Source organism: Herbiconiux liangxiaofengii (assembly GCF_041927335.1).
Lineage (GTDB): Bacteria > Actinomycetota > Actinomycetes > Actinomycetales > Microbacteriaceae > Herbiconiux > Herbiconiux liangxiaofengii.
The window spans coordinates 64,109-83,331 of sequence record NZ_JBHFHD010000007.1 but is presented as its reverse complement, the minus strand read 5'-3'; the positions used below and the strand labels follow the sequence as shown (position 1 = coordinate 83,331).

The 19,223-nt window shown below is 70.3% G+C and carries 16 protein-coding genes and 1 tRNA gene; 9 read left to right on the top strand and 8 right to left on the bottom strand.

Annotated elements, in window-relative coordinates; genetic code table 11:
• Window positions 1-42: 42 nt before the first annotated feature.
• From ACEXOR_RS06035 to ACEXOR_RS06025, 3 genes are read right to left on the bottom strand one after another with little or no spacing between them, the layout of a single operon-like run.
• Entirely contained in the window at window positions 43-1,128 is a 1,086-nt protein-coding gene (locus ACEXOR_RS06035) for a right-handed parallel beta-helix repeat-containing protein (protein WP_374848522.1), read from the bottom strand.
• Window positions 1,125-3,062, bottom strand: coding sequence for a NosD domain-containing protein (locus tag ACEXOR_RS06030; RefSeq protein WP_374848521.1), 1,938 nt, complete (start codon window positions 3,060-3,062; stop codon window positions 1,125-1,127). The genes ACEXOR_RS06035 and ACEXOR_RS06030 overlap by 4 nt, the downstream gene beginning before the upstream one ends.
• Window positions 3,059-4,348: a glycosyltransferase gene (locus tag ACEXOR_RS06025; RefSeq protein WP_374848520.1), complete on the bottom strand. Its 1,290-nt coding sequence runs from the start codon at window positions 4,346-4,348 to the stop codon at window positions 3,059-3,061. The genes ACEXOR_RS06030 and ACEXOR_RS06025 overlap by 4 nt, the downstream gene beginning before the upstream one ends.
• Before the next feature lie 333 nt (window positions 4,349-4,681).
• On the opposite strand from ACEXOR_RS06025, the gene ACEXOR_RS06020 reads away from it, so the two are divergent.
• Window positions 4,682-5,308 (top strand): response regulator transcription factor, encoded by a 627-nt coding sequence (locus ACEXOR_RS06020; RefSeq protein ID WP_374848519.1) that lies wholly within the window; start codon window positions 4,682-4,684, stop codon window positions 5,306-5,308.
• Window positions 5,309-5,354: 46 nt separating this feature from the next.
• Here the strand turns inward: ACEXOR_RS06020 and ACEXOR_RS06015 are convergent.
• A tRNA-Met gene (locus ACEXOR_RS06015) sits at window positions 5,355-5,428 on the bottom strand.
• 107 nt (window positions 5,429-5,535) lie between these two features.
• On the opposite strand from ACEXOR_RS06015, the gene ACEXOR_RS06010 reads away from it, so the two are divergent.
• Window positions 5,536-5,886, top strand: a complete 351-nt coding sequence (locus ACEXOR_RS06010) for a DUF1801 domain-containing protein (RefSeq protein WP_374848518.1) — start codon at window positions 5,536-5,538, stop codon at window positions 5,884-5,886.
• A gap of 105 nt (window positions 5,887-5,991) precedes the next feature.
• The gene (locus ACEXOR_RS06005; protein WP_374848517.1) at window positions 5,992-6,237 is read left to right on the top strand and encodes a hypothetical protein; all 246 of its coding nucleotides are present in this window, start codon (window positions 5,992-5,994) and stop codon (window positions 6,235-6,237) included.
• 34 nt (window positions 6,238-6,271) lie between these two features.
• On the opposite strand, the gene ACEXOR_RS06000 is transcribed toward ACEXOR_RS06005, so the two are convergent.
• Window positions 6,272-6,757, bottom strand: a complete 486-nt coding sequence (locus ACEXOR_RS06000) for a VanZ family protein (RefSeq protein ID WP_374848516.1) — start codon at window positions 6,755-6,757, stop codon at window positions 6,272-6,274.
• A gap of 15 nt (window positions 6,758-6,772) precedes the next feature.
• Entirely contained in the window at window positions 6,773-7,462 is a 690-nt protein-coding gene (locus tag ACEXOR_RS05995) for a TetR family transcriptional regulator (protein ID WP_374848515.1), read from the bottom strand.
• 79 nt (window positions 7,463-7,541) lie between these two features.
• Here ACEXOR_RS05995 and ACEXOR_RS05990 point away from each other — a divergent pair, with 79 nt between their 5' ends.
• Window positions 7,542-7,811: a hypothetical protein gene (locus ACEXOR_RS05990; RefSeq protein ID WP_374848514.1), complete on the top strand. Its 270-nt coding sequence runs from the start codon at window positions 7,542-7,544 to the stop codon at window positions 7,809-7,811.
• 71 nt (window positions 7,812-7,882) lie between these two features.
• Here the strand turns inward: ACEXOR_RS05990 and ACEXOR_RS05985 are convergent, their stop codons facing one another.
• Window positions 7,883-11,632, bottom strand: coding sequence for a cell wall-binding repeat-containing protein (locus tag ACEXOR_RS05985; RefSeq protein ID WP_374848513.1), 3,750 nt, complete (start codon window positions 11,630-11,632; stop codon window positions 7,883-7,885).
• A gap of 290 nt (window positions 11,633-11,922) precedes the next feature.
• Between ACEXOR_RS05985 and ACEXOR_RS05980 the strand changes: the two genes are divergently transcribed.
• On the top strand, window positions 11,923-14,421 hold the full coding sequence (locus tag ACEXOR_RS05980; protein WP_374848512.1) for a sensor histidine kinase: 2,499 nt from the start codon (window positions 11,923-11,925) through the stop codon (window positions 14,419-14,421).
• Window positions 14,422-14,505: 84 nt separating this feature from the next.
• Here ACEXOR_RS05980 and ACEXOR_RS05975 read toward each other — a convergent pair whose 3' ends face one another.
• Entirely contained in the window at window positions 14,506-15,369 is an 864-nt protein-coding gene (locus ACEXOR_RS05975) for a TetR/AcrR family transcriptional regulator (protein ID WP_374848511.1), read from the bottom strand.
• Window positions 15,370-15,561: 192 nt separating this feature from the next.
• Here ACEXOR_RS05975 and ACEXOR_RS05970 point away from each other — a divergent pair, with 192 nt between their 5' ends.
• From ACEXOR_RS05970 to ACEXOR_RS05955, 4 genes are all read left to right on the top strand, one after another.
• The gene (locus tag ACEXOR_RS05970) at window positions 15,562-16,389 is read left to right on the top strand and encodes a hypothetical protein (RefSeq protein WP_374848509.1); all 828 of its coding nucleotides are present in this window, start codon (window positions 15,562-15,564) and stop codon (window positions 16,387-16,389) included.
• Window positions 16,386-17,339 carry a ThiF family adenylyltransferase gene (locus tag ACEXOR_RS05965; RefSeq protein WP_374848508.1) on the top strand — a complete coding sequence of 318 codons (954 nt, stop codon included), beginning with the start codon at window positions 16,386-16,388 and terminating at the stop codon, window positions 17,337-17,339. Before ACEXOR_RS05970 ends, ACEXOR_RS05965 begins: the two co-directional genes overlap by 4 nt.
• A 28-nt stretch (window positions 17,340-17,367) precedes the next feature.
• Window positions 17,368-18,501 (top strand): heparan-alpha-glucosaminide N-acetyltransferase domain-containing protein, encoded by a 1,134-nt coding sequence (locus ACEXOR_RS05960; RefSeq protein ID WP_374848507.1) that lies wholly within the window; start codon window positions 17,368-17,370, stop codon window positions 18,499-18,501.
• A gap of 293 nt (window positions 18,502-18,794) precedes the next feature.
• Complete coding sequence (locus ACEXOR_RS05955) at window positions 18,795-19,184, top strand: VOC family protein (protein WP_374848506.1); 390 nt, start codon at window positions 18,795-18,797, stop codon at window positions 19,182-19,184.
• Window positions 19,185-19,223 lie beyond the last annotated feature (39 nt).

The following is a 19,223-nucleotide window of genomic DNA, read 5'->3' as shown; positions in this document are numbered from 1 at the left end:
GTCCACGAGTCATGAGCGGTGCAGCGGATGCGGGCGTCGAGATCAGCCCGGAGTGCAGTCCATGTTGCTGAGGCCCTCCCCGGCTCCGGAGGCGCTGTTGCTGCACTCGACGACGTTCTCGCGCTCGGGGGTGATGGAGTAGCCGAAGCCCGGGCCGTCGACCTGGGCCACGTTCGCCCGGAACACGTTGCGGGTACCCCAGCCGTCGACGATCTCGTGCACCTGGAACCCGTCCTGAGGCGAGTCGGTGCCGATGTTGTTCTCGATCACCCAGTCGTTGCCCTTCACGTCGACCCAGGAGTCGGCGTCGTCTTCGACCAGAGCCAAGCCGTCGAAGGTGTTCCGACTCACCTCGCCGCCGGTGGTGCCCTCTTTGATGTCGATGTTCTCGGCGGTGGTGGCCCGGAAGGTGTTGTCGGAGATGATGTTGCGGTCGCTGGCATCCGGATCGCAGTCGGTGATGTCGCACCAGTTGCTCTCGGCGGTGCCGATGTACACGCCCTCGCCGAACTGGGGTTTGCGCTGGCCGGTGTCCGAGATGGTGTTGCCCGAGACGGTGTTGTCGGAGCTGAAACCGCGCAGATGGATCGCCTCGTCGCCGATGTTCGACACCGTGAGGCCCTGGATGAGGGTGTCAGTCGTGCCGTCGGCCATCAGGCCTTTCTGGCCGTTCCGGATGGCGAAGCCCGAGACTTCCCAGTTGCTCACCGCATCGAGATGCAGCACATAACCGTCGTCGATCCGCCCTCCGTCGAGCACCGAGTCGCTGCCGCCGCAGAGGCGGATGGGTGCCTCGGCGGTGCCGCTCGTGGTGGCGGTGAAGTTGCCGGGGTACTGGCCGGGCGACAGCATGATCACGGCGCCGGGGGTGGCATCGTCGAGTGCGGTCTGCAACTGCGACGACGTCGAGACGGTCTCGGTGGCTCCGCTGCATTCCGCCGAGGGAGCGCCGGGAGCGCCGGGAGCCGGAGCCGGTGCCGGTGTCGACGTGCTGCCGCCCGCGTTCGGTGCCGCATCCGCCCCGCCGGCGGAGCCGTTCGGACGCAGCGCGAACACCACGATCAGGGTGACGACGACGGCGGCTCCGAGCACCGCGGCCACGACCCAGCCGGCTCGCGTGGCGCTCATCGGGTGGCCCCAGCAGACATCGGCTGCGCCGGGTCGGGCGTGGCCGTCAGCGATTCCACGGTCACCACTCCGCGGCTCAGCGCAGTGAGCGGCACCCTCTCGGCGTACGGGTGACGGATGCCGTCGGCCGAGTCGGCCGTGTCGTTCCGGCGGGTGAAGGCGGTCACGATCAGCAGCAGTGCGAGCAGCAGCCACACCACGGTGAGGGGCTGGAAGACGAAGCCAGCCACCGAGGCCACGGTGGCGGCGGGGCGCCAGGCGTCCAGGTCGTTCTCACCCACCACGGCACCCTCGGCGTCGGCGGCCCGCACCGCGGTCTGGCCGCTGCCGCCGATCTCGTTCGAGGCCACTGCGGTGCCTGCCACATCGCCGACGAGGGTCACGCCGTGGTTCGTCACCGACGACATCACGTTCGACTCCACGGTGGCGGTGGCATTGCGGATGTAGATGCCCGTGTCGCCTCCGGTGATGGTGTTGCCCTCAACGGAGGCGTCGGTGACGGTGTCGCGGATCGCGACCGATTGGCCGGTCTGCCCCTCGAACACGTTGTCGCTGACGGAGACCTGGTCGGCACCCTCGTCGAGCACCAGTCCGTCGGGGTTGCCGTCGAACGTCGTGCCGTGCACCCGGATGCCGGTGCCACCGCTGATCTCGACGCCGTAGCGGCCGTTCGAGGCCACGGTGCTGCCGAGCAGGGAGATGCCGCCGTAGCGGCTCACCGAGGTTCCGGATGCGCTCGGCCCGTCGGCCAGCGACTGGCCGTCGATCGACACGCCGTTGCGGCCGTTCTCGGAGGCGGTGACGCCGTCGAGGCTCACCCCCGTGATCGAGCGGCCGAGCGAGAGCCCGTCGACCGCGTTGTCGTTCGTGGCGGTGTCGGAGACCGAGCTCGAGGTCACCTGCCGGTGGAAGGTGATGCCGTCGACGAGGCTGCCCCTCACGGTGCTGTCGGTGATCTGCACGTCGCGAGCACCCGACACGAAGACGCCGAAGGCGTTGCCGTCGAACGTGGAGCCGGCGATCGTGGCGGTGGAGAGACCGTCGGTCGCGGCGGCGGCGGCGTCGCCGGGCACCGGCCCGGCAGGGGCGGCGTCGGCCGGTGCCTCAGCCGCGGCGAAGAGACTCTCGGCATCCACCACGGGTGCACCGCCGAGTGCAGGCAGCTCGGGCGACTCGGCGGTCACCACCTGCGACAGCGCGGTGTCCTCGAGTCCGTCGTTGCCGGTCACGGCGAAGCCCCCGGTGCTGCCCGACCAGAAACCGAGGTGCGACACGGTGGCGAAGGCGACGGATGCGGAACCGCCGATCACGCGGAGGTACGCCCGGCCATCGGTCGTGTCGAGATCGGGTGCGTTCACGGTCGGGTTCCAACTGAGGATCGAGATCGGTGCCGCGTTCGTGCCCGAGAGGTCGAGCGTGCCGCCGAAGGCGATGATCGAGGCGAAGGAGCCGCTCCGGCTCTGCAGCCGCAACTCGAGCGTCCCCGACGACGACAGGTCGAGCGTGGCGCCCTCCATCACGGCGACGTCCTCGGTGAGCAGGTACGAGCCGTCGGGGTTCGCCAGGAGGGTCTCCGGGGCGAGGGAACGCAGTTCGTCGAACGAGTACGGGGTGTCTCGGGCCGGGAGCACGAGGGTGGTCTCTGCGCCGGTCTGAAAGCGGTAAGGGGCACTGACGGCGAGGTTCCAGTACGCAGCCGACGCCACCTTGCGCACGTAGACCACGCGCTGGTCCTCGCTCGCCACGAGGGCCGCCTCGGTGCCGGGATCGCCCGGGTAGAGGTCGCCCTGAACGGTGCCGTTGCGGGCGATCTCGTTGAGGCCGTAGGCCTCCGGAGTGTCGTCCGAGGACGAGAAGGCGGACGCCCCCACCGCCACGAGTGCACCGACGACGGCGCCGGCGACGCCGATCGAGATCCCGGTCACGACCTTCATGACGCCACCTCTTCGAGAGTGCGGGCGGCCTGGCCGTCGCCGCCGACCTGATCGGCGTGCCGGGTGAGCCAGCCCTGCTTGTTCATGGTCACGAAGGCGTACACCTTGATGGGAAGGGCGATGAAGATCACCACGAGGGCGTACAGCGGCAGCAGCAGGATGTCTCCCGGGTTGCGACGCAGGTGCGAGTACCCACGGATGCCGCGGCCGAGCAGCAGCCATCCGAGAGTCAGGGCCACCCCCGGCACCGACAACTCGAGGCGGCTGAACACCAGGTAGAAGAGGGTGAGCCCCATGGTCACCGGCGTGAGCAGGATCTGGAGCACCGTCACCTTCGTGATGAACGGCACGCGCCAGAGCCAGCCGCGCGCGATGGCGGTGAGGTAGCAGCGGTACGAGTTGCGGCTCCAGCGGATGCGCTGTTTCACGAAGGCGCGGAACGTGTCGGGGAACATGCTGAGCGCGCGGGCCGACGACTGGTGCACCGTCGTGTAACCCGAGGCCAGGATGAGCCAGGTGAGGCGCCCGTCGTCGCCCGCGATGCAGCGCCGGCCGAGGAAGTACTCGTTCTCGAGGTGATCCAGCACGTCGACCACGGCGCGGCGGCGGTAGGCGGCCGTGCGGCCGGACAGGCAGGGCACCGCGCCGGCACGGCCCATGGCGGGCACGTAGTCGTAGTAGCGCAGGTCGACCATCCAGTCGGCGATCCGCCGCCACACGCTGGTCGAGGCCTGGAACACGTTCTGGTGGGTTCCCACGCCGCCCACGAGCGGGTCGGCGAAGGGCATCTGCACCGAGGCGAGCAGTCCGCGCTTCCACCAGGTGTCGGAGTCGGTGAGCACGAGGACCTCGCCGGTCGCGTGCCGGATGCCGGCGCCAAGAGCCGAGCGCTTACCCACATGGTGGAACAGGATCGGGATGACGCGGTCGTCGCCGAGGGCCAGGATGCGGTGGTAGGCCTCGAGGTCGTCGACGTCGAGCACGATGATGATCTCGGTGGGGTTCTGGCCCCGCCACGACTCGAGACAGTTCATCAGGATGTCGGGATCCTCGTGGAACGACGGCACGACCACCGACGTGGTGGTGCGGAAGTCGCTCACGATGGGCGCGGCGCGACGCGACAGCACGAAGCGGTACACCCACAACCCCCACACCACGAGCCCGGCGATGGCGATCGGGAAGTAGGCCGAAAGGGTGCGGACGGTGTCCTGAACCGTGTTCCAGGCCGGCAGCCAGGCGGCCGAGATGGTGTTCAGGGCGTCGATGAAGTCTGGCGGTGGGGTCATCTGTGGGTACCTCTTCGTGGCGTGGGTGGGCGGGTCCCGTGCACCAGCGGGAGCGATCACTGGTGCCGGTCGTCGATGACCGCGGCCTGAGAACTCCGCGGGTGACGGAGCCGGCCTAAGGGCGTGGTCACAGTGAAGCTCGTGCATCCGAATGCGATTAGGGGATCGACATGCGGGCCCAGCCGACGTACTGTCGCACCCGATCGGCGCGTTCCGGCGGACTTCGACGAAGGTCGGCTGCATTCCTGAGTGTCGGACGTGATCGACCCATCCGATCGACGACGCACTCCGAATGCCCGGAGCGTCTGCCCTGGCCGCCGAACGGAGGAACTCGTGACGACAGCTGCCGCAGTGCTGATGGTCGGCGGCCGATCGTCACACCATCGTCGCGCGCTCGAGGCGCTCCGGGAGTCGGCCGAGGTCCACCTCGTCGACGAGGTGGGCACCGCCCGGAGTGCGATCGATCGGATGGCGGAGGTGGCCGTCGAGGTGGTTCTCGTGGCAGCCCGATTACCTGACGACGGGGCGGCTCGGCTGTGCTCCCTGATCGCCCTCCACTACCCGGGGGCACGGTGCGTGGTGCTCGGGTCGGGCGACGACCTGATGTCGATGAGGGCCGCCCGCGACGCCGGAGCGCATGCCTACGTGTCGTACAGCGCGCCGTCCGAGGTGCTCGCGAAGGCGATCCGCTCGGCGTCGAGCGTGGCGCGGACGGCCCGGCCTCTGGCCTCCCCGGCCGGGCCCGCCGTGAGAATCGGTCACGCCGACGACGTCCGGCTCGACGGCCTCGGTCACCGTGAGCGGCGCATCCTCGAGCTGATGGCACAGGGGCTGACGAACCGACAGATCTGCGACGAGCTCCACCTCGCCGAGAAGACCGTCAAGAACTACATCTCGAGCCTGTTCCGCACACTGGAGGTCTCGAGCCGCGCGGAGGCGGTGTCACGGATGAGCGCATGAGCTCTGCTGGTGAGCTGCGGTCGGCAGATCTGGCCTGGTCCGGGAGACGCGACGGCAGGATTCGAACCTGCGACTGACGGGCTATGAGACCGTTCCCTTCGACCACTTGGGTACGCCGCGGAATGCACCCACCCTAAGTCGACCCCACGGCGCCGCCGGCGAATGTGACAATGAGTGACCGCTGCGACGCGACCGGCAGCGCCGTCGATCGTCCTGAGGAGAACGCCATGACCGCCACCACCCGAACCGTCGGCGAGTACGTCGCCGCTCAGCCCGAGAACCTGCGGAGCATCTGCGAGGCCCTCACGGCCGTGCTCGACGAGAACCTCGAGCGTGCCCAGGCGACCGTCTGGCACGGTCACCCCGTGTGGATGATCGGCTCGACCCCGGTCGCGGGCTTCAAGGCGGCCTCGAAGTGGGTGACCGTGATGCTGTGGCGTGGACAGGACATCGACGCGCCCGGCCTCACGCCCACGGGCTCGTCGCGCATGGGCAGCCTCAAGGTGTCCGCCCTAGGCGAGCTCGACCCCGAGGCGCTCGGCGCCTGGCTCCGTGCTGCCGAATCGCTCGACGCCTAGGGCGGGTCTCCCCGCCCCGAGGGCTTCCGCGGAGGTGTGGCGCGAAACGGCCGTCGGGTGGACGCTGGAATCATCCCGCCCCGGGAACTCTGGAGAGGACGTCTCATGGCCAAGAAAGACATCGAGAAGGTCGGTTTCGACCCCATCGAATTCGCCCACGACCTGGGCATCCGTAGCAAGCACGCCTACCTGGCCGGCTTCGCCTCGGTGATCATCTCGCTCATCGCGTGGCTCGTGTCGCGCGGCAAGAAGACCGATGACAAGGCGCAGTCCGACCGATGGGGCATCTTCATCGGCCACTGGGCGCCCACCTTCTTCGCGATCGGCATCGCGCTGAAGCACGAGGAGTAGGACGCACCAGGAGTAGTCGGCGCGGAATCCGCGCTCATCGAGGGCCGGAGGCCGTCCGCGTCGCGCGGGCGGCCTCTCGCCTGAGGAACGACCGGGCGAGCAGCGCGCCGATCACCGCACCGGAGGTGTTAGCGATGACGTCGTCGACCGTGCCGTACCGCCCGGGCAGCAGGGCGAACTGCAGCAGCTCGATCGTGGAGCTGAGCGCGAACCCGATCAGGATGGCGTAGCCCCACCGGCGCGGCCCGAGAAGCACACCGAGCAGCAGCCCGAGCGGCACGAACATCGCCACGTTCGCCGAGAACTCCACCTGCGCGTAGCCCACGAACATCAGCACATGGTGGTCGTGCGCCTCCCGAAGCAGCCGGATGATGTAGCCGTGCGCCTTCTGATCGACCGGCGTCGGCCACGCCACGATCACGAGCACCAGCACCGAGTACGCGGCGAGCAGCACCGCGGCCACCGGGCGTGCTCTGGTCTGCGTGATCAGGGGCCCCTTCCGGCCGGGCCTCGAGGGCAAGGCCGGGTCACCATTCTACGGTCGGCGCTGGCCCATGCCTGAGAGGTCGCGCCCATCCAGCACGATCGTCGACACGACGAGCCCTTCCGGGTCGGCCGCGCCGAGGCCCACCAGGAGCCGCAGCCAGATGTCGCGCAGGCCCGCCTCGGTGTCCACCGGCTGGAACCCCTGGTTCTCCGATTCGAACAGGCCGAAGGCGGCGTTGATGATCAGCTGGCCCACCTCGCGGGGCTCGGCCTCGGGAGGCAGCTGACCGAGCTGCACCGCATCCCGAAGCTGCGAATCGGTGTAGTCGAACCAGTTGAACGGCAGGCCGGGCAGCTCGAAGCGACCGAACCGACGCGACTCGAGAATGAGCCGGATGGTCGCGAGCCCGAACGCGTCGGCCCGCGCATCGACCGCTGCGGTCAGGAGCAGCGTGAGCAGCCGGGGTACCCCGGCGGGTTCGTGCCGGTCGGCCCGCATGCGGATGGCGTCCCAGTCGTGCAGCTTCTGCGTCACCACGGCGTTCGCGATCTCGTCCTTCGAGCGGAACTGGTGGTAGCCGAGCGCCGACTTCGGGCGCCCCATCTCGGCGGCGATGTCGGCGAGACTGGTGGCGTCGAAGCCCCGCTCGGCGAACTGCGCCGCCGCAGCCCGCAGGATCTGCTCCCGCGTCTGGGCCTTCTGCTGCTGTCGGTTCGACACGGTCTCGGGTTCGCCCACCCACCCATCTTCACCCAGGACCCTCGCAACCCCAAAGGGGGTGTTGAGAGGTTCTCAGGCCCGCCTATACGATCGTCTGGTGAATCCCGATCTCGCCGACGCCGTCATGGTCACCGGTTCGCGGGTGGAGGAGGTCGAGGGGCACGAGCGGTGGGAGTTCTCGGTGCACTCCACCGGTTCGACCGACGCCGTGCTGGTCGACTCGTTCGACTTCACCGAGCTGGTCGACGACGAGTCGCTGCGGGCGCTGGTCGATCGGCTGTACGGGCCGCTCGGTCTGCGGCTCGAGATCGTGACGAGCAAGCCCCGGCTGGGGCGGTTCGTCGCCCGCGTCATCCGCGACGCCTGAGCGCCGACAGGGCGAAGGCCCCGCCACCGCCTGAGCGGAGACGAGGCCTTCGACCTGTCAGACGACCTCGGTCACCCGGCGCAGGGAGCGAGCTCCTCCACGGCCACGGTGAGCGTGTTCAGCCCGCCGAGCAGTGTGACGCGCGTGGCGCCGAGCCCCCGGATCTGCGAGAGCGTCTCGGCCGGCACGCACGTGCCGGGAACCGTGAACAGCGGCGCATCCAGCCGGGGTGCCAGGGCCGAGCCGGCCAGAGCATCCGCGAAGCCCGCGCCCGTCGCCACGAGCACCCGGTCGGCACTCGTGAAGAAGTACGCGTTGATCTCCCGTGACGCCTCGTAGCGGTCGGCACCGGCCAGCCGCACCGTGCTGCCGAGCGTCGCCGCATCGGCCTCGATGCCCGGAGAGACCGAGGCCGGCCCGCCCGCGATCACGATGTCGGTGACACCGAGGCTCGTGAGCAGCGACTTCGTGGCGGCGTCGAGCGAGCCCGCGCCTCCGTTCACCAGGATGACCGGACCTTGCTCCGCGATGCCCGCACCCGCCGACAGCGCGTCGGGGAAGGTGCTGCCCGTGGCGAGGACGGCCTTCGCCGCACCCTCGGGGAACGCGGCCGCGGCGATGGCCCGTGAGGCCTCGTAACGGTCGGCCCCACCGATGCGGGTCACCGTGCGGGAGGCCCGCAGTGTGTCCTCGATCGCCGTGCTGACGCTGTTCGGCCCGCCCACGATCACGACCTCCGAGGGGTTGAGTCGCGCGAGCTCCGCACTCACCACCGACGGCAGGGCGCCGGCGGGGGTGAGCAGGATGGGCGCGTCGGCCACGGCGGCGGCGGGTGCGGCCGACAGGGCATCCGGGAAGGTGGCGCCCGACGCGAGGTACACGGTCGAGGCACCCTCCGGGAATCCGGCCTTGGAGGCATTGACGGCCACCTCGTAGCGGTCGGCCCCCGCGATGCGGTCGGTCGTGGGCACCGGGCCCACGACCGAGAGCGATCCCTGGGCGGTGAAGCCCGAGCCGAAGCCGGTCGCCGTCAGTGCGGTGGCTCCGAGCGCGGTCCCCTCGGGAACGGTGACGGTGAACGACACGGTTCCGTCGGTGCTCACCACGCGGCCGGCGCTCACGCCGCCCAGGGTGAGCTCCACCGACTCGCCCACGCGGAAGCCGCTGCCGGTGACGGTGACCTGGTCTCCGGCCGTGGCCTCGGCGGCGCTCACGGCGAGGACGCCCGGCGTGGCCAGGGCCTCGGCGCAGGCGTCGCCCTGCACGCCCACCTCGGGCAGCGACGGGAGCGTCGCACCCTGGCGGTCGACGACACCGTCATCCTCGCGAACCGCGATGCTGCCGAACGAGTCGCCGATGGTGACGCCCGCCTGCGTGTTCGAGGTGTTGGTGATGAACGAGGCACTCGCCGTGGTGCTCGTGGCCGAGTCGCCCTGGACGGGCACCGTGATGGTGCGGCAGACCTCACCGGGCTGGAAGACCAGCTTCTGCATGGCGGGGAGCACCTTGCTGCTCGCGCTGGACGCGACCGCGGTGACGTAGACCGTCGAGGCGATCTCGGCCGGACGCGAGAGCACCACCGGCACAGCCACCTCGCCGACGCCGCTGCCCTCTTCGACCTTCACGTCACGCATGGAGACGGTGGGCCGCGTCGAGATGGTCGGCGAGCCCAGGGTGGTCTCGACCTTCTGCAGCACGAGGTCGCTCAGCAGCACGCCGCCGGCGGCGCGGGGAGCGGTGAACCGCACCTGCGTGACGTCGGTGAGGTCGACCCCGGTGAACGAGGAGACCGGCACCTCGATCTGCTGCAGCAGCACCTTGCGCAGCGGGTTCGTCGAACCCGGCAGCACGGTGAGGGCGTCGCCAAACTGCGAGGCGGTGACCGAGGCCGATCCGCCGGTGGAGTCGACGAGGGTCACCGTGAGGTCGGTGCTGCCGCCCACTGCCACCGAGTCATCCGGTGACACGCGGAACGACAGGCTGCCGGCCGCCGTGAAGTCACGGGCCTCGGCCGGAACCGGGACGCGCAGCTCACCGGCCGCCGCCGTGGCCGAGGCCGGAGCGGTGTAGGTGAAGTGCATCGACGGGGTCGAGGGCACCGCCGTGGCGCGACCGTTGCCGTAGAGCGGGCTGAGGAAGCCGTAGTCGGGCGCCTGGGCGAACTCGAGCTTCGTCACGCAGTAGGGCAGCGTGGCCGGCACGTCGAGCGGGCTCATGCTCTCGCACACCGCGTAGGTGCCGGCTCCCGTGACCTGAACGCTCTGGTCGGGGGCGGTGAAGTCGGCGATGTCGATGCGGTCGCTCGGCGCGTTCGTGGCCGAGACGCGCACGTCGGCGCGGCCGGCCGAGGCGGGCTTGGCGTCGGAGCCGTCGAACATCGGCAGGAACTGCTCGTCGCCGCCCAGGGTGAGGCGGAACCAGCCCGCGATATAGGCGTTGCCGAACGCGTACTGCTCGTCGGCGTTCAGTCGCGTGGGGGCGGATGCGCCGCAGACCGGGTCGGTCTGGTTGCGGTCCATGATCGCCCAGTCGTCGCTGGTGGCGACGGGGTACTTGCCGGGCGTCCACGCGGTGTTGAAGTAGTTGTGGTTGCCGCCCATCACGAGCACCGAGGTGCGGAACACGTCGTCGCCGTAGGCGTGACGGGAGTCGTCGATGTACTTCTGGCCCATCTGGTCCTCGACGTCGCCGTCGCAGTACGGCAGGATGACCGCCGTCGCGACATCCGGAACCGTCATGCGGGTGTAGTCGGTGGGGGCCAGCGGCAGCACGGCCTTGATGCCGAACGGCTCGCCCTGCTCGAAGTTGAGCAGTGCGGCGCGCATCACGCCCTCGCCTCCTCGGGAGTGACCCATCAGGCCCACATTGTCGAGGTCGAGCCGGCCGGTGAGGGCCGGGTCAAGACCCACGGATGCACCGGCGTTCGCCTGCCGCAGCAGCGACAGGTGGTCCAGCACCAGCTGGCCGCGGGCGAGTGCGCCCGTGTCGTCGGCGAGCGAGCCGTCGAGCGCATTGATGGCGTTGGCCGAGATGGAGATCACGGCGTAGCCCTGCGAGGCCAGGGTCTCGGCGGCGTCGTTGTAGCCGAGGTAACTCTCGACGTCGACCTGGGTGGGGCCGCAGGGCCAGGCCAGCGGGTTCGCCCCGGCGCCGGAGCAGGAGGTGTGCCGGCCGTGCAGGAAGACGACCACCGGGCGCTCGCCCTCGGCCTCCTTCGGCATGAACACGGCGGCGCGCACCTCGCCCTTGCGGTTGAAGCCGCGGATGTCGATGGCCTCGTCGCCGAGGTCGTAGTCGTAGCGGTCGACGGTGTACGCGCCGGTGGCCGAGGGGTCGGCCTCGAGAGCGGGAGCGGCGTCGGCGAGCGGTACCGCATCGGTCAGCGAGCGGTAGCCCGAGCGGTCGAGCTCCTGCTCGACGGCCGGGTCACCGGCGCCGAACCAGCCCTGGTCGACGACGGTGGCGTCGGCGACGGCCGGGTCGGGCGTCACGAGGCTGAGCGTGAGTCCGTCGAGCGACTGGGTGGCGATGCCGAGCTCGAGGCCGTCGGCCCAGAGGGTGGGGGCGTCGGCGCGGATCTCGAGCGGTTCGGTGAGGGTCTTGGTGACCTGGTACCCGCCCGGCACCTCCTCGACGCTCCAGTCGTCACCGGATGCGACCGGTGCGGCGGGAACAGAGGTGGCCGCCGCGGAGGTGGCCGGCGAGGTCGCGGTCGGTGAGGATGCGGCGAAGGCCGGGAGGCCGACGAACACGGGGGAGGCGGCGACGGCGAGGACGGTGGCGACGGCCGCCGACCTCCAGGCGCGTGGTGATCGGGACAAGGTGCTCCTGTTCGATGCGGGTGTGCGGGAGGAGCTCGTCGGCACGTGTCGTCCCACCGCCCTCGATGGCGGATGGAGCTGACCCGCCGATGGGCACCTGCCACGCTAGCCGCGTGATTTCGGGCGGCGGCCTCCGGCAACACGACTGCAACAAGGTGTTTACACAGCCTGCTGATAGCCGATCTTCAGGTCGTTGGGCGGTCGGGTGGTTGGACGGTCTCCCGGACACCCGCCGTGTGGAAGACTCGACCAGATCACCTCTGAGCTGGGTGCCGTTTCCAGGGGGAGCGATGACGGGCGAGACACGATCCGCACCTGCCGGGCGGAGCGCCGGCGACGCGATCTCGGCCGCCAGTTCGGCCTTCGCGGCGATGGCTCTCCTCATCGCCGCCGTGCTCGTGGCACTTCGCGGGGTGAACATGCCGCAGAACTCGGTGTGGCCGGCGCTCGTGGTGCTCGCACCCCTCGCGGCTCTGATGCTGCTGTCACGGTCGCGCGCCCGGCAGGCCGCGACGGGGGTTCCGGGGCGCGTCGTCCGGGTGGTGCCGATGCCCCTCACCCTCGTGCACCTCGCCGTCGGCACCGCGAGCATCGGCCTGTACGCCTGGGTGGTCATCGGCACCACGGCTGCACCCGTGGTGGAGTCGCCGTTCATCCTCGCGTTGCCGCAGGTCGCCTTCATCTACTCCGTGGCGCCATCCGTGCTCGGTCGCCGCAACCTCGTGGTGATCGGTTCGGCATATCTGCTCTCGCAGGGCGCCGTCTACGCGGCGTCGGTCGGGCGCGGCAGCGTTCCGGTCTTCGACGGTGTCACCGCCGCCCTCACCGCGGTGGTGCTCCTGGTGGGAGTCTCCGACCTCGTGTCGCAGCGCCGCTCCGACAGCGACGCCCGAGCGGTGGAGCGCGCGCGTCGAGATGCCGATGCCGACGCCTACCAGCGCGAGGTCGAGGCGCAGGTGGTGTCGCTGTTCCATGACACCGTGCTGGGGGAGTTGTCGGTGCTGGCGCTGCAGCAGCCCGGTCCGCTGGCCCCCTCGCTGCGTGGCGCGCTCGAGCGCGACCTGCGCATGATCGAGGAGGGCGGCTTCTGGCCCGCCGACGAGGGGAACGCGCATCCGGTGCCCGTCGACGACCTCACGATGCCGTCTGGCCTGTGCGGGGTGATCGCCGACGGCCGGGCCTCGGGCCTCGAGGTCGACGTCGCCGGCGACCTCGCCTCGCTGCAGCGCCTCGGTGCCGACACGGCGGAGGCGCTCGGCCTCGCTCTCGGCCAGGTGCTGGTGAACGCGCGCGAGCACTCCGGTGCCGGCCGCGTGGAGATCGTGGTCGACGGCGAGGCCGACGGGGTCGTCGTGATGGCCAGCGACGCCGGAGCGGGTTTCGACCCCGAGACGGTGCCGGCCGATCGGCTCGGGGTGCGGCAGTCGATCATCGCGCGCATCCAGGCCGTGGGCGGGCGCACCGAGCTCTTCACCTCGGCCGGCTCGGGAACGGCCTACCTGTTCAGTCTGCCGCCGACGCCCGAGAACACCTGGCCGGCGACGCCCGCTCGAGAGGTCGGCCGGCGCCCGCAGGCCGCGGCCTCGAGCCCCAGATCCGCCGACCAGGGCGAGTGGCCGCAGCGGAGCGTGATCGGCTTCCTCAGCTGGCGGCAGGCTCCGCGGAGTGAGGCTCCGATCGCGGCGGGGGCCCTGCATCCGCTGCTCTCGGTGTCGGCCATCGCGTTCACCGTGCTGGCGCTGGCGCGCACCGCCACCGCCGGGCCGCTCATCGTGCATCCGGGGTTCGCCATCGCCGCCGTGGCGGCCGTCGTGCTCGCCGGGCTGATCGTCATCGGTTCCACTGACCCCGTGCGCACGCGCGTGGGCGGTGCGGGTGCGGCCGCGTTCGCGGGCGCCGTGGCCGCTGCGGTGGCGGCCGATCTGCTCTCGGCGGTGAGCAGCTGGGGCGTGTCGACCGTGCTCTGGACCGCCTGGGGCCCGTTCGTGGTGGGCGTCACCATCCTGAGCTTCAGCATGTTCAGGCCCGGCCGCGAGCTCGCGCTCGGCACGGTGCTTGCCGCCGTGCTGGTGGGGGCGGCCAGTGCGGCCGAGGTGCCGTTCCTGCCCGACGAGGTGTCACCGCTCACGGCGGCCGTCATCTCGGTCACCCCCGTGGTGCTCCTGGGCACTCTGGCCTCGGTGTTCTCGTACCGCATGAGTCTTGCGCTGATGCGCGAGGCGGAGGCGGCTGCGCGGGCTCGCCACGGGCTCGCGCGCCGCGTGGGCATCCGGGTGCGCGAGATGCTGCGCGACTCCGGCCGTGCGCGGCTCTCGGCCGAGTTGGTGCCCTTCTTCGCCCGGGTGCTCGCGCAGGGCGCGGTGACGGATGCCGATGCGGCCGAGGCGCGGCGGCTGTCGGCGGTGTTGCGTTCCGAGATCATCGCCGGGGTGCGGCTGCCCTGGCTGACGAGATTGGTCGAGGGGCGCCCGGGGCAGCTCGTCGTGCATGACCGGGCGGGGTCGGCCGAGACGCTGAGTGCGGAGCAGAAGGTCGCGCTGCGGGCGCTCGTCACGGCACTGCTGGCCGGGCCGGGCCGCGACGAGGGCGTCGTCGAGGTTCGGCTCACCGAGGTGGGCGGCCACCGCAGCGTGTTCGTGCTCGCGCCGTGGACCGGCGGGGAGGCCGCGGCCAGACGGAGCTACGGCAGCTTCATCGCGGTGATGAACGCGGCGTTCGGCCGCTCGCAGATCACCGTCGAGGCGGGCGCGTTGCGGATGCTGTTCGCCGATCAGCGCCCGCGCGACTGACGACGGGATCTGCCCGTCAGGCGATGCCGTGAATCAGGCGAGGCCGTGAATCAGCCGAAGCCGCGAATCAGCCGAGGCCGTGAATCAGTCGTCGATGCCGCGGCTGCGCGGCTGAACCACGGGCATCTCGTCGATGCCGCCGGAGAGGCGCGCGATGGCGGCTTCCGCGTCGTAGTTCGGGTCGGGCACGATGAAGGTCGTGATCATGGCGTGGTACGAGATGGCCGCCAGCGAGATCTCGGCCGGCCGGCCCTCGTTGTCGACCTGGTAGCGGGCCTCGACGAGATCGGGGATGGTCGTGCGCGCGATGCCGAGGCCCTCGATGATGGCGGCGGCCGCCACCACCAGTGGGCGCCAGTCGTCGTTCAGGTCGGGGCGCAGACGGTAGCCCACCGCGGGAACGATGTTGCGGTAGAACACCTCCATCTGGTCGAGGAAGGCGAGCTCGCTGTCGCGAAGCACCTCGATGATGCGCTCGCGCACCCGCACGTCGGCGTACGAGAGCGCCGTCGACGACAGGGCCACGTAGCTGCGCCACTGCACCGAGGAGGTGACGGCTTCGAAGTTCTGTTCGGCGGCCAGACCGGTGACGTCGACCAGGATGCGGCGGCGGCCCTCGGGCGTGCGCAGCTCGTCGGCGCGGAAGCCGAGGTACTCCCAGGTGGCCACGAGCGACTCCTCGTCGGCCCGGCCGGGCGAGACCTGGTTCGCCACCTCGGTGAGGAGGTCTTCGAAGAAGGCCTCCTTCGTCTCCCACACCCGGAACACCGCGCTGCGGGCCACTCCGGCCTCCTTGATGAGGCTGTCCAACGACAGATGCTCGAAGCCGACGGTGAGACCGTTCTCCTGAACCCGGGCGAGACCCGCCTCGATCAGGGCGGTGCGCACATCGTCTTTCGGGGCTCGTGGCCGACCGCCGGTGGACCTCGTCCAGCTGTTCTCAGACATCGATTCGCCCTTCCGATCCTATATTGGGACAACACGTCCCAAGTTGCAAACCCGTGGGGGCCACTTCTATGCTCGGGTCTACGGCAGCCACCGCCAGCGGACCCGCCGGTCGACCCCGACTCCTGTGAAAATCGGAGGACCACACAGTGCTCCCGATTCCACACACCCACGCGAATCCACAGAGGCCAACTGGTGTCACGTATTGATCGCTCGGTGTCCAACGCCGCCGTCATCCCCCTGATCGCGGGATCGCCCGCGTTCACCCGCGATCCGGAGTCGCGCCTGGCGACCGGCATCATCGCCCTGAACGGTGTGGCCCGCCCCGGCTTCGAGCTCGCCTACCGCCAGCACCTCGAGTTCCGGCGCCTGGTGTACGTGGAGCAGACGGGTCAGCTCGACCCGTCGGAGCTCTCCGACGACGGTCTCGACCGCGACGACGACGACTCGCGCTCGGTCACCTTCGCGGTGTTCGAGAACTCGCCCGCCGGCGTGCGGATCGTGGGCGTCGCCCGCACCATCATCAAGGGCGCCGACGGCACCGACCGCCCCCTGCCCGTGGAGGACTTCTGTCCTGAGCTGTTCGCCGAGCATCCGCTGCCCGCCGGCAGTGTCGAGGTGTCGCGCGTGATCGCCCGGCACGAGCGCGTGGCCATGCAGGAGCTCGTGCAGTGGCACCTGTTCGCGCTGATGTCGTCGTACTTCTCCACCCACGAGGTGGGCCGCACCTTCGCCGTCATCGAGCCCTGGCTCGAGCGGCACCTCGCGGGCATGCTCGCCATCTGGCGCATCGGCGAGCCCCGTTACATCGAGCACTACCTCGACTACAACCTCCCGGTGGAGTTCGATCTGCCGGGCTCGGCCGCGTGCATCACCGAGCGCAACGCCACCATCCTGGGTCAGCTGGCCGCAGCCGACGGAGACCTGCAGTACTTCGGTCGCATCTCCCGGGTGCAGCGCGAGAACGCGCTGGCCGACGGCACTGCCCCGGATGTCGCGGCGGGGGTCGTCGAGACCGGATGAGGTCTTTGCAGGCCGAAGAATTCTCGCGCAACTACGGATTCTGGAGCGAGGCCGAGCAGCAGGCGCTGATCGGTTCGCGGGTGGCCATCGCCGGTGTGGGCGGTGTGGGCTATCAGGTGGGCAGCAAGCTGGCGCGCATGGGCGTGGGCAGCTTCAGCATCGCCGACCCGGAAGCCTTCGAGCCCGCCAACACCAACCGGGTGCCGGGTGCCACCACGCGAACCTACGGCCGTCCGAAGGCGGAGGTGTTCCGCGACGAGGTGCTGGCCATCAACCCCGGTGCCGTGGTGCACGTCTATCGCGACGGGGTCACCCCCGAGAATGCGGCGGAGTTCCTCGCCGGCTGCGACCTCGTGTTCGACGAGTCGGAGACGACGCATCCTGAGATCGGCACGGCCATCGCCCGGCACGCACGGGCGCTCGGCATCCCCGACCTGCTGGTGGTGAACGTGGGGTTCGCGGCCACCGTCACCGCTTTCCGACCCGAGGGCGGGTTCACCTTCGAGCGGTTCATGGGGCTGCCGGAGCACGCGTCGCTCGAGCAGATCGCCGAGCAGCAGGTCGACTTCGCGCGCTTCCTGCCCTACATCCCCCCGTACAGCGACCTGCGCGGACTGGCGGCGATGAACAGCGACGGCCACGACGGCACGCGCCCCTCGCTGCCCTCGATCGCCCCGGGCGTCGATCTCGCGAGTGCGCTCGGCACCACCCAGGCGTTCCTGCACCTCACGGCGGCGGCGGGAATCGAGAACCGCCGCCGGAGGCCCATCTGGGCGCCGCGGCTGGCCGTGGTCGACGCCTACACGCTGCGAAGCCGCATCATCCGGGCCGGCAAGGCGACGCACTGGCGGCACCTGCTCGCGGCGCTGGCGCGCGACCGTGCGGGGCGCAACCCGCAGGGGGCGTACACGCACGACGACATCGCCCGACGCGCGGCCACGGGGGAGTAACGCCCGATAGTGAGATAGCCTCACCTGCATGACTGACGATGTGGCGCGACCGGCGCGACCGGCGCGCGTGGCGGGCCTGGACTGGACGAAGGGCATCATGCTCCTCGTCAGCGTGACGGTCAATTCGCTGCTGCTGACGCAGGACTGGTTCAATCACGCGGCGTGGGAAGGGGTGCACGGGCTCGACCTCGTCTTCCCGGTGTTCGTCACGCTCACCGGCTGCGGGCTGGCCTTCGCACTGCACCGACGCGTGCGGTTCTGGCCGCTCGCGCGACGCGTCGTCATCCTGATCGCGGTGGGTCTGGTGTACAACGCCATCGTGCTGAACTCGTTCGACCCGGCTACCTGGGTCTACACGGGGGTGCTGCAGCTCTACGCGGGGGTGGTGCTGGTGCTCGGGCTGCTGCACCTGGTGACACGGTCGTGGTGGGGGTGGCTCGTCATCACGGTGGTGACGGCGGCCACCTATGCCACGGTGCTGGCGCTCTGGGCGAACGGATGTCCCGACCGCGAGCTCGTGCCCGGCTGCAACCCGTCGGCGACCATCGACGTCGCGGTCTTCGGCGCCGCCCACGTGTATCACCAGGGGGAGTGGGGCCACGATCCCGTGGGCCTGATGGCGCTGCTCGGGGCCGTGGTGAGCGCCTCGGCCGGAGCGACCGTGGGGCACCTGCTCCTCCGGTTGCGGGCCGTGCGGGCTCCCGGTCGGTCGGTGCTGCCTCTGCTGGGGGCTGCCGGTGTGTTCGTGGCGCTCGCGGTCGCCGCCGTGGTCGTGCCGATCTGGCTCGGGGGCGCGCCACCGCTGGTGATGAAGCGGATGTGGACGCCGCCGTTCGCCCTCGCCACCGCGGCGCTCGCCGTGCTCCTGCTGCTGCTCGGCCATCTGGTCATCGACCGGCAACGGGTGAGTCGCGTCACCGCCGCGCTGTCGTGGCCGCTGCTCGCGCTCGGCCGCAACAGCCTGCTGGTGTACTTCGGCTCGCACGTGCTGATGAGCGTGCTGCGTCATCCGCAGGCCGACGGCTCGAACCTCGCCGATCGCATCGCCGACGCACTCGCGGTCGGGGGTGAGCGGCAGCTCCCGTTCACCCTCGCGCTGCTCGCGCTGTGGGTCGCGCTGGCGTGTCTGCTGCATCGGCTGGGGGTCCATCTGCGGCCCTGAGGTTTCGAAAACGCGTGACTTCGATGTCATGCCCGGGGCGCCGTGTCAAGGGGTCGCGCTGGGCGCCCGCCGCGTAGGAGACACCGCTCAGAACGTGTAATGTGTGGGCAACGGGGACGTCTTCAGCGGTTCTGCTTCATGGTCGTAAGGGTAACGGCTCAACATGACAGGCACCGTGACGGCTCCTTGCGGGATGAGAGTATCGGGTCCTCTCATCCCGCTAAATCGTTAACGGGCGACATCGGTCGCGGCCGGCTTCAGGCGCATCGCCGTCGCCCGCTACATTCGTAGGCGTGAGACTCAACCGCGTGCACCACATCGCCATCATCGCCACCGACTACGAGCGGTCGAAGGCCTTCTACCTCGATGTGCTCGGCTGCACCCTGCTGAGCGAGGTCTACCGGGCCGAACGCGACTCGTGGATGGGCGACCTGGCCCTCAATGGCGAGTACCTCATCGAGCTGTTCTCCTTCCCCGATCCGCCCGAGCGCCGCAGCTGGCCGGAGTCGACCGGCCTCCGCCATCTGGCGTTCGAGGTCGACTCGGTTCCGGATGCCCGTGCCGAGCTGCTCGCGAAAGGAGTGCCGTGTGAAGACCTCCGCACCGATCCGCACACCGGCCGCGACATGATGTTCTTCTTCGACCCCGACGGTCAGCCGCTGGAGCTGTACGCCGCGGCGTGAAGCCCCGGCCCGGGCTTCGGCGGTCTTGCACCACGTTCG

Excerpts from the sequence above, each read along its gene's own strand:
- ACEXOR_RS06035 (WP_374848522.1), bottom strand. The coding sequence starts at position 1,128 with ATGAGCGCCACGCGAGCCGGCTGGGTCGTGGCCGCGGTGCTCGGAGCC.
- ACEXOR_RS05960 (WP_374848507.1), top strand. The coding sequence starts at position 17,368 with ATGACTGACGATGTGGCGCGACCGGCGCGACCGGCGCGCGTGGCGGGC.
- ACEXOR_RS06025 (WP_374848520.1), bottom strand. The coding sequence starts at position 4,348 with ATGACCCCACCGCCAGACTTCATCGACGCCCTGAACACCATCTCGGCC.
- ACEXOR_RS05965 (WP_374848508.1), top strand. The coding sequence starts at position 16,386 with ATGAGGTCTTTGCAGGCCGAAGAATTCTCGCGCAACTACGGATTCTGG.
- ACEXOR_RS05980 (WP_374848512.1), top strand. The coding sequence starts at position 11,923 with ATGACGGGCGAGACACGATCCGCACCTGCCGGGCGGAGCGCCGGCGAC.
- ACEXOR_RS06030 (WP_374848521.1), bottom strand. The coding sequence starts at position 3,062 with ATGAAGGTCGTGACCGGGATCTCGATCGGCGTCGCCGGCGCCGTCGTC.
- ACEXOR_RS06005 (WP_374848517.1), top strand. The coding sequence starts at position 5,992 with ATGGCCAAGAAAGACATCGAGAAGGTCGGTTTCGACCCCATCGAATTC.
- ACEXOR_RS05975 (WP_374848511.1), bottom strand. The coding sequence starts at position 15,369 with ATGTCTGAGAACAGCTGGACGAGGTCCACCGGCGGTCGGCCACGAGCC.
- ACEXOR_RS06010 (WP_374848518.1), top strand. The coding sequence starts at position 5,536 with ATGACCGCCACCACCCGAACCGTCGGCGAGTACGTCGCCGCTCAGCCC.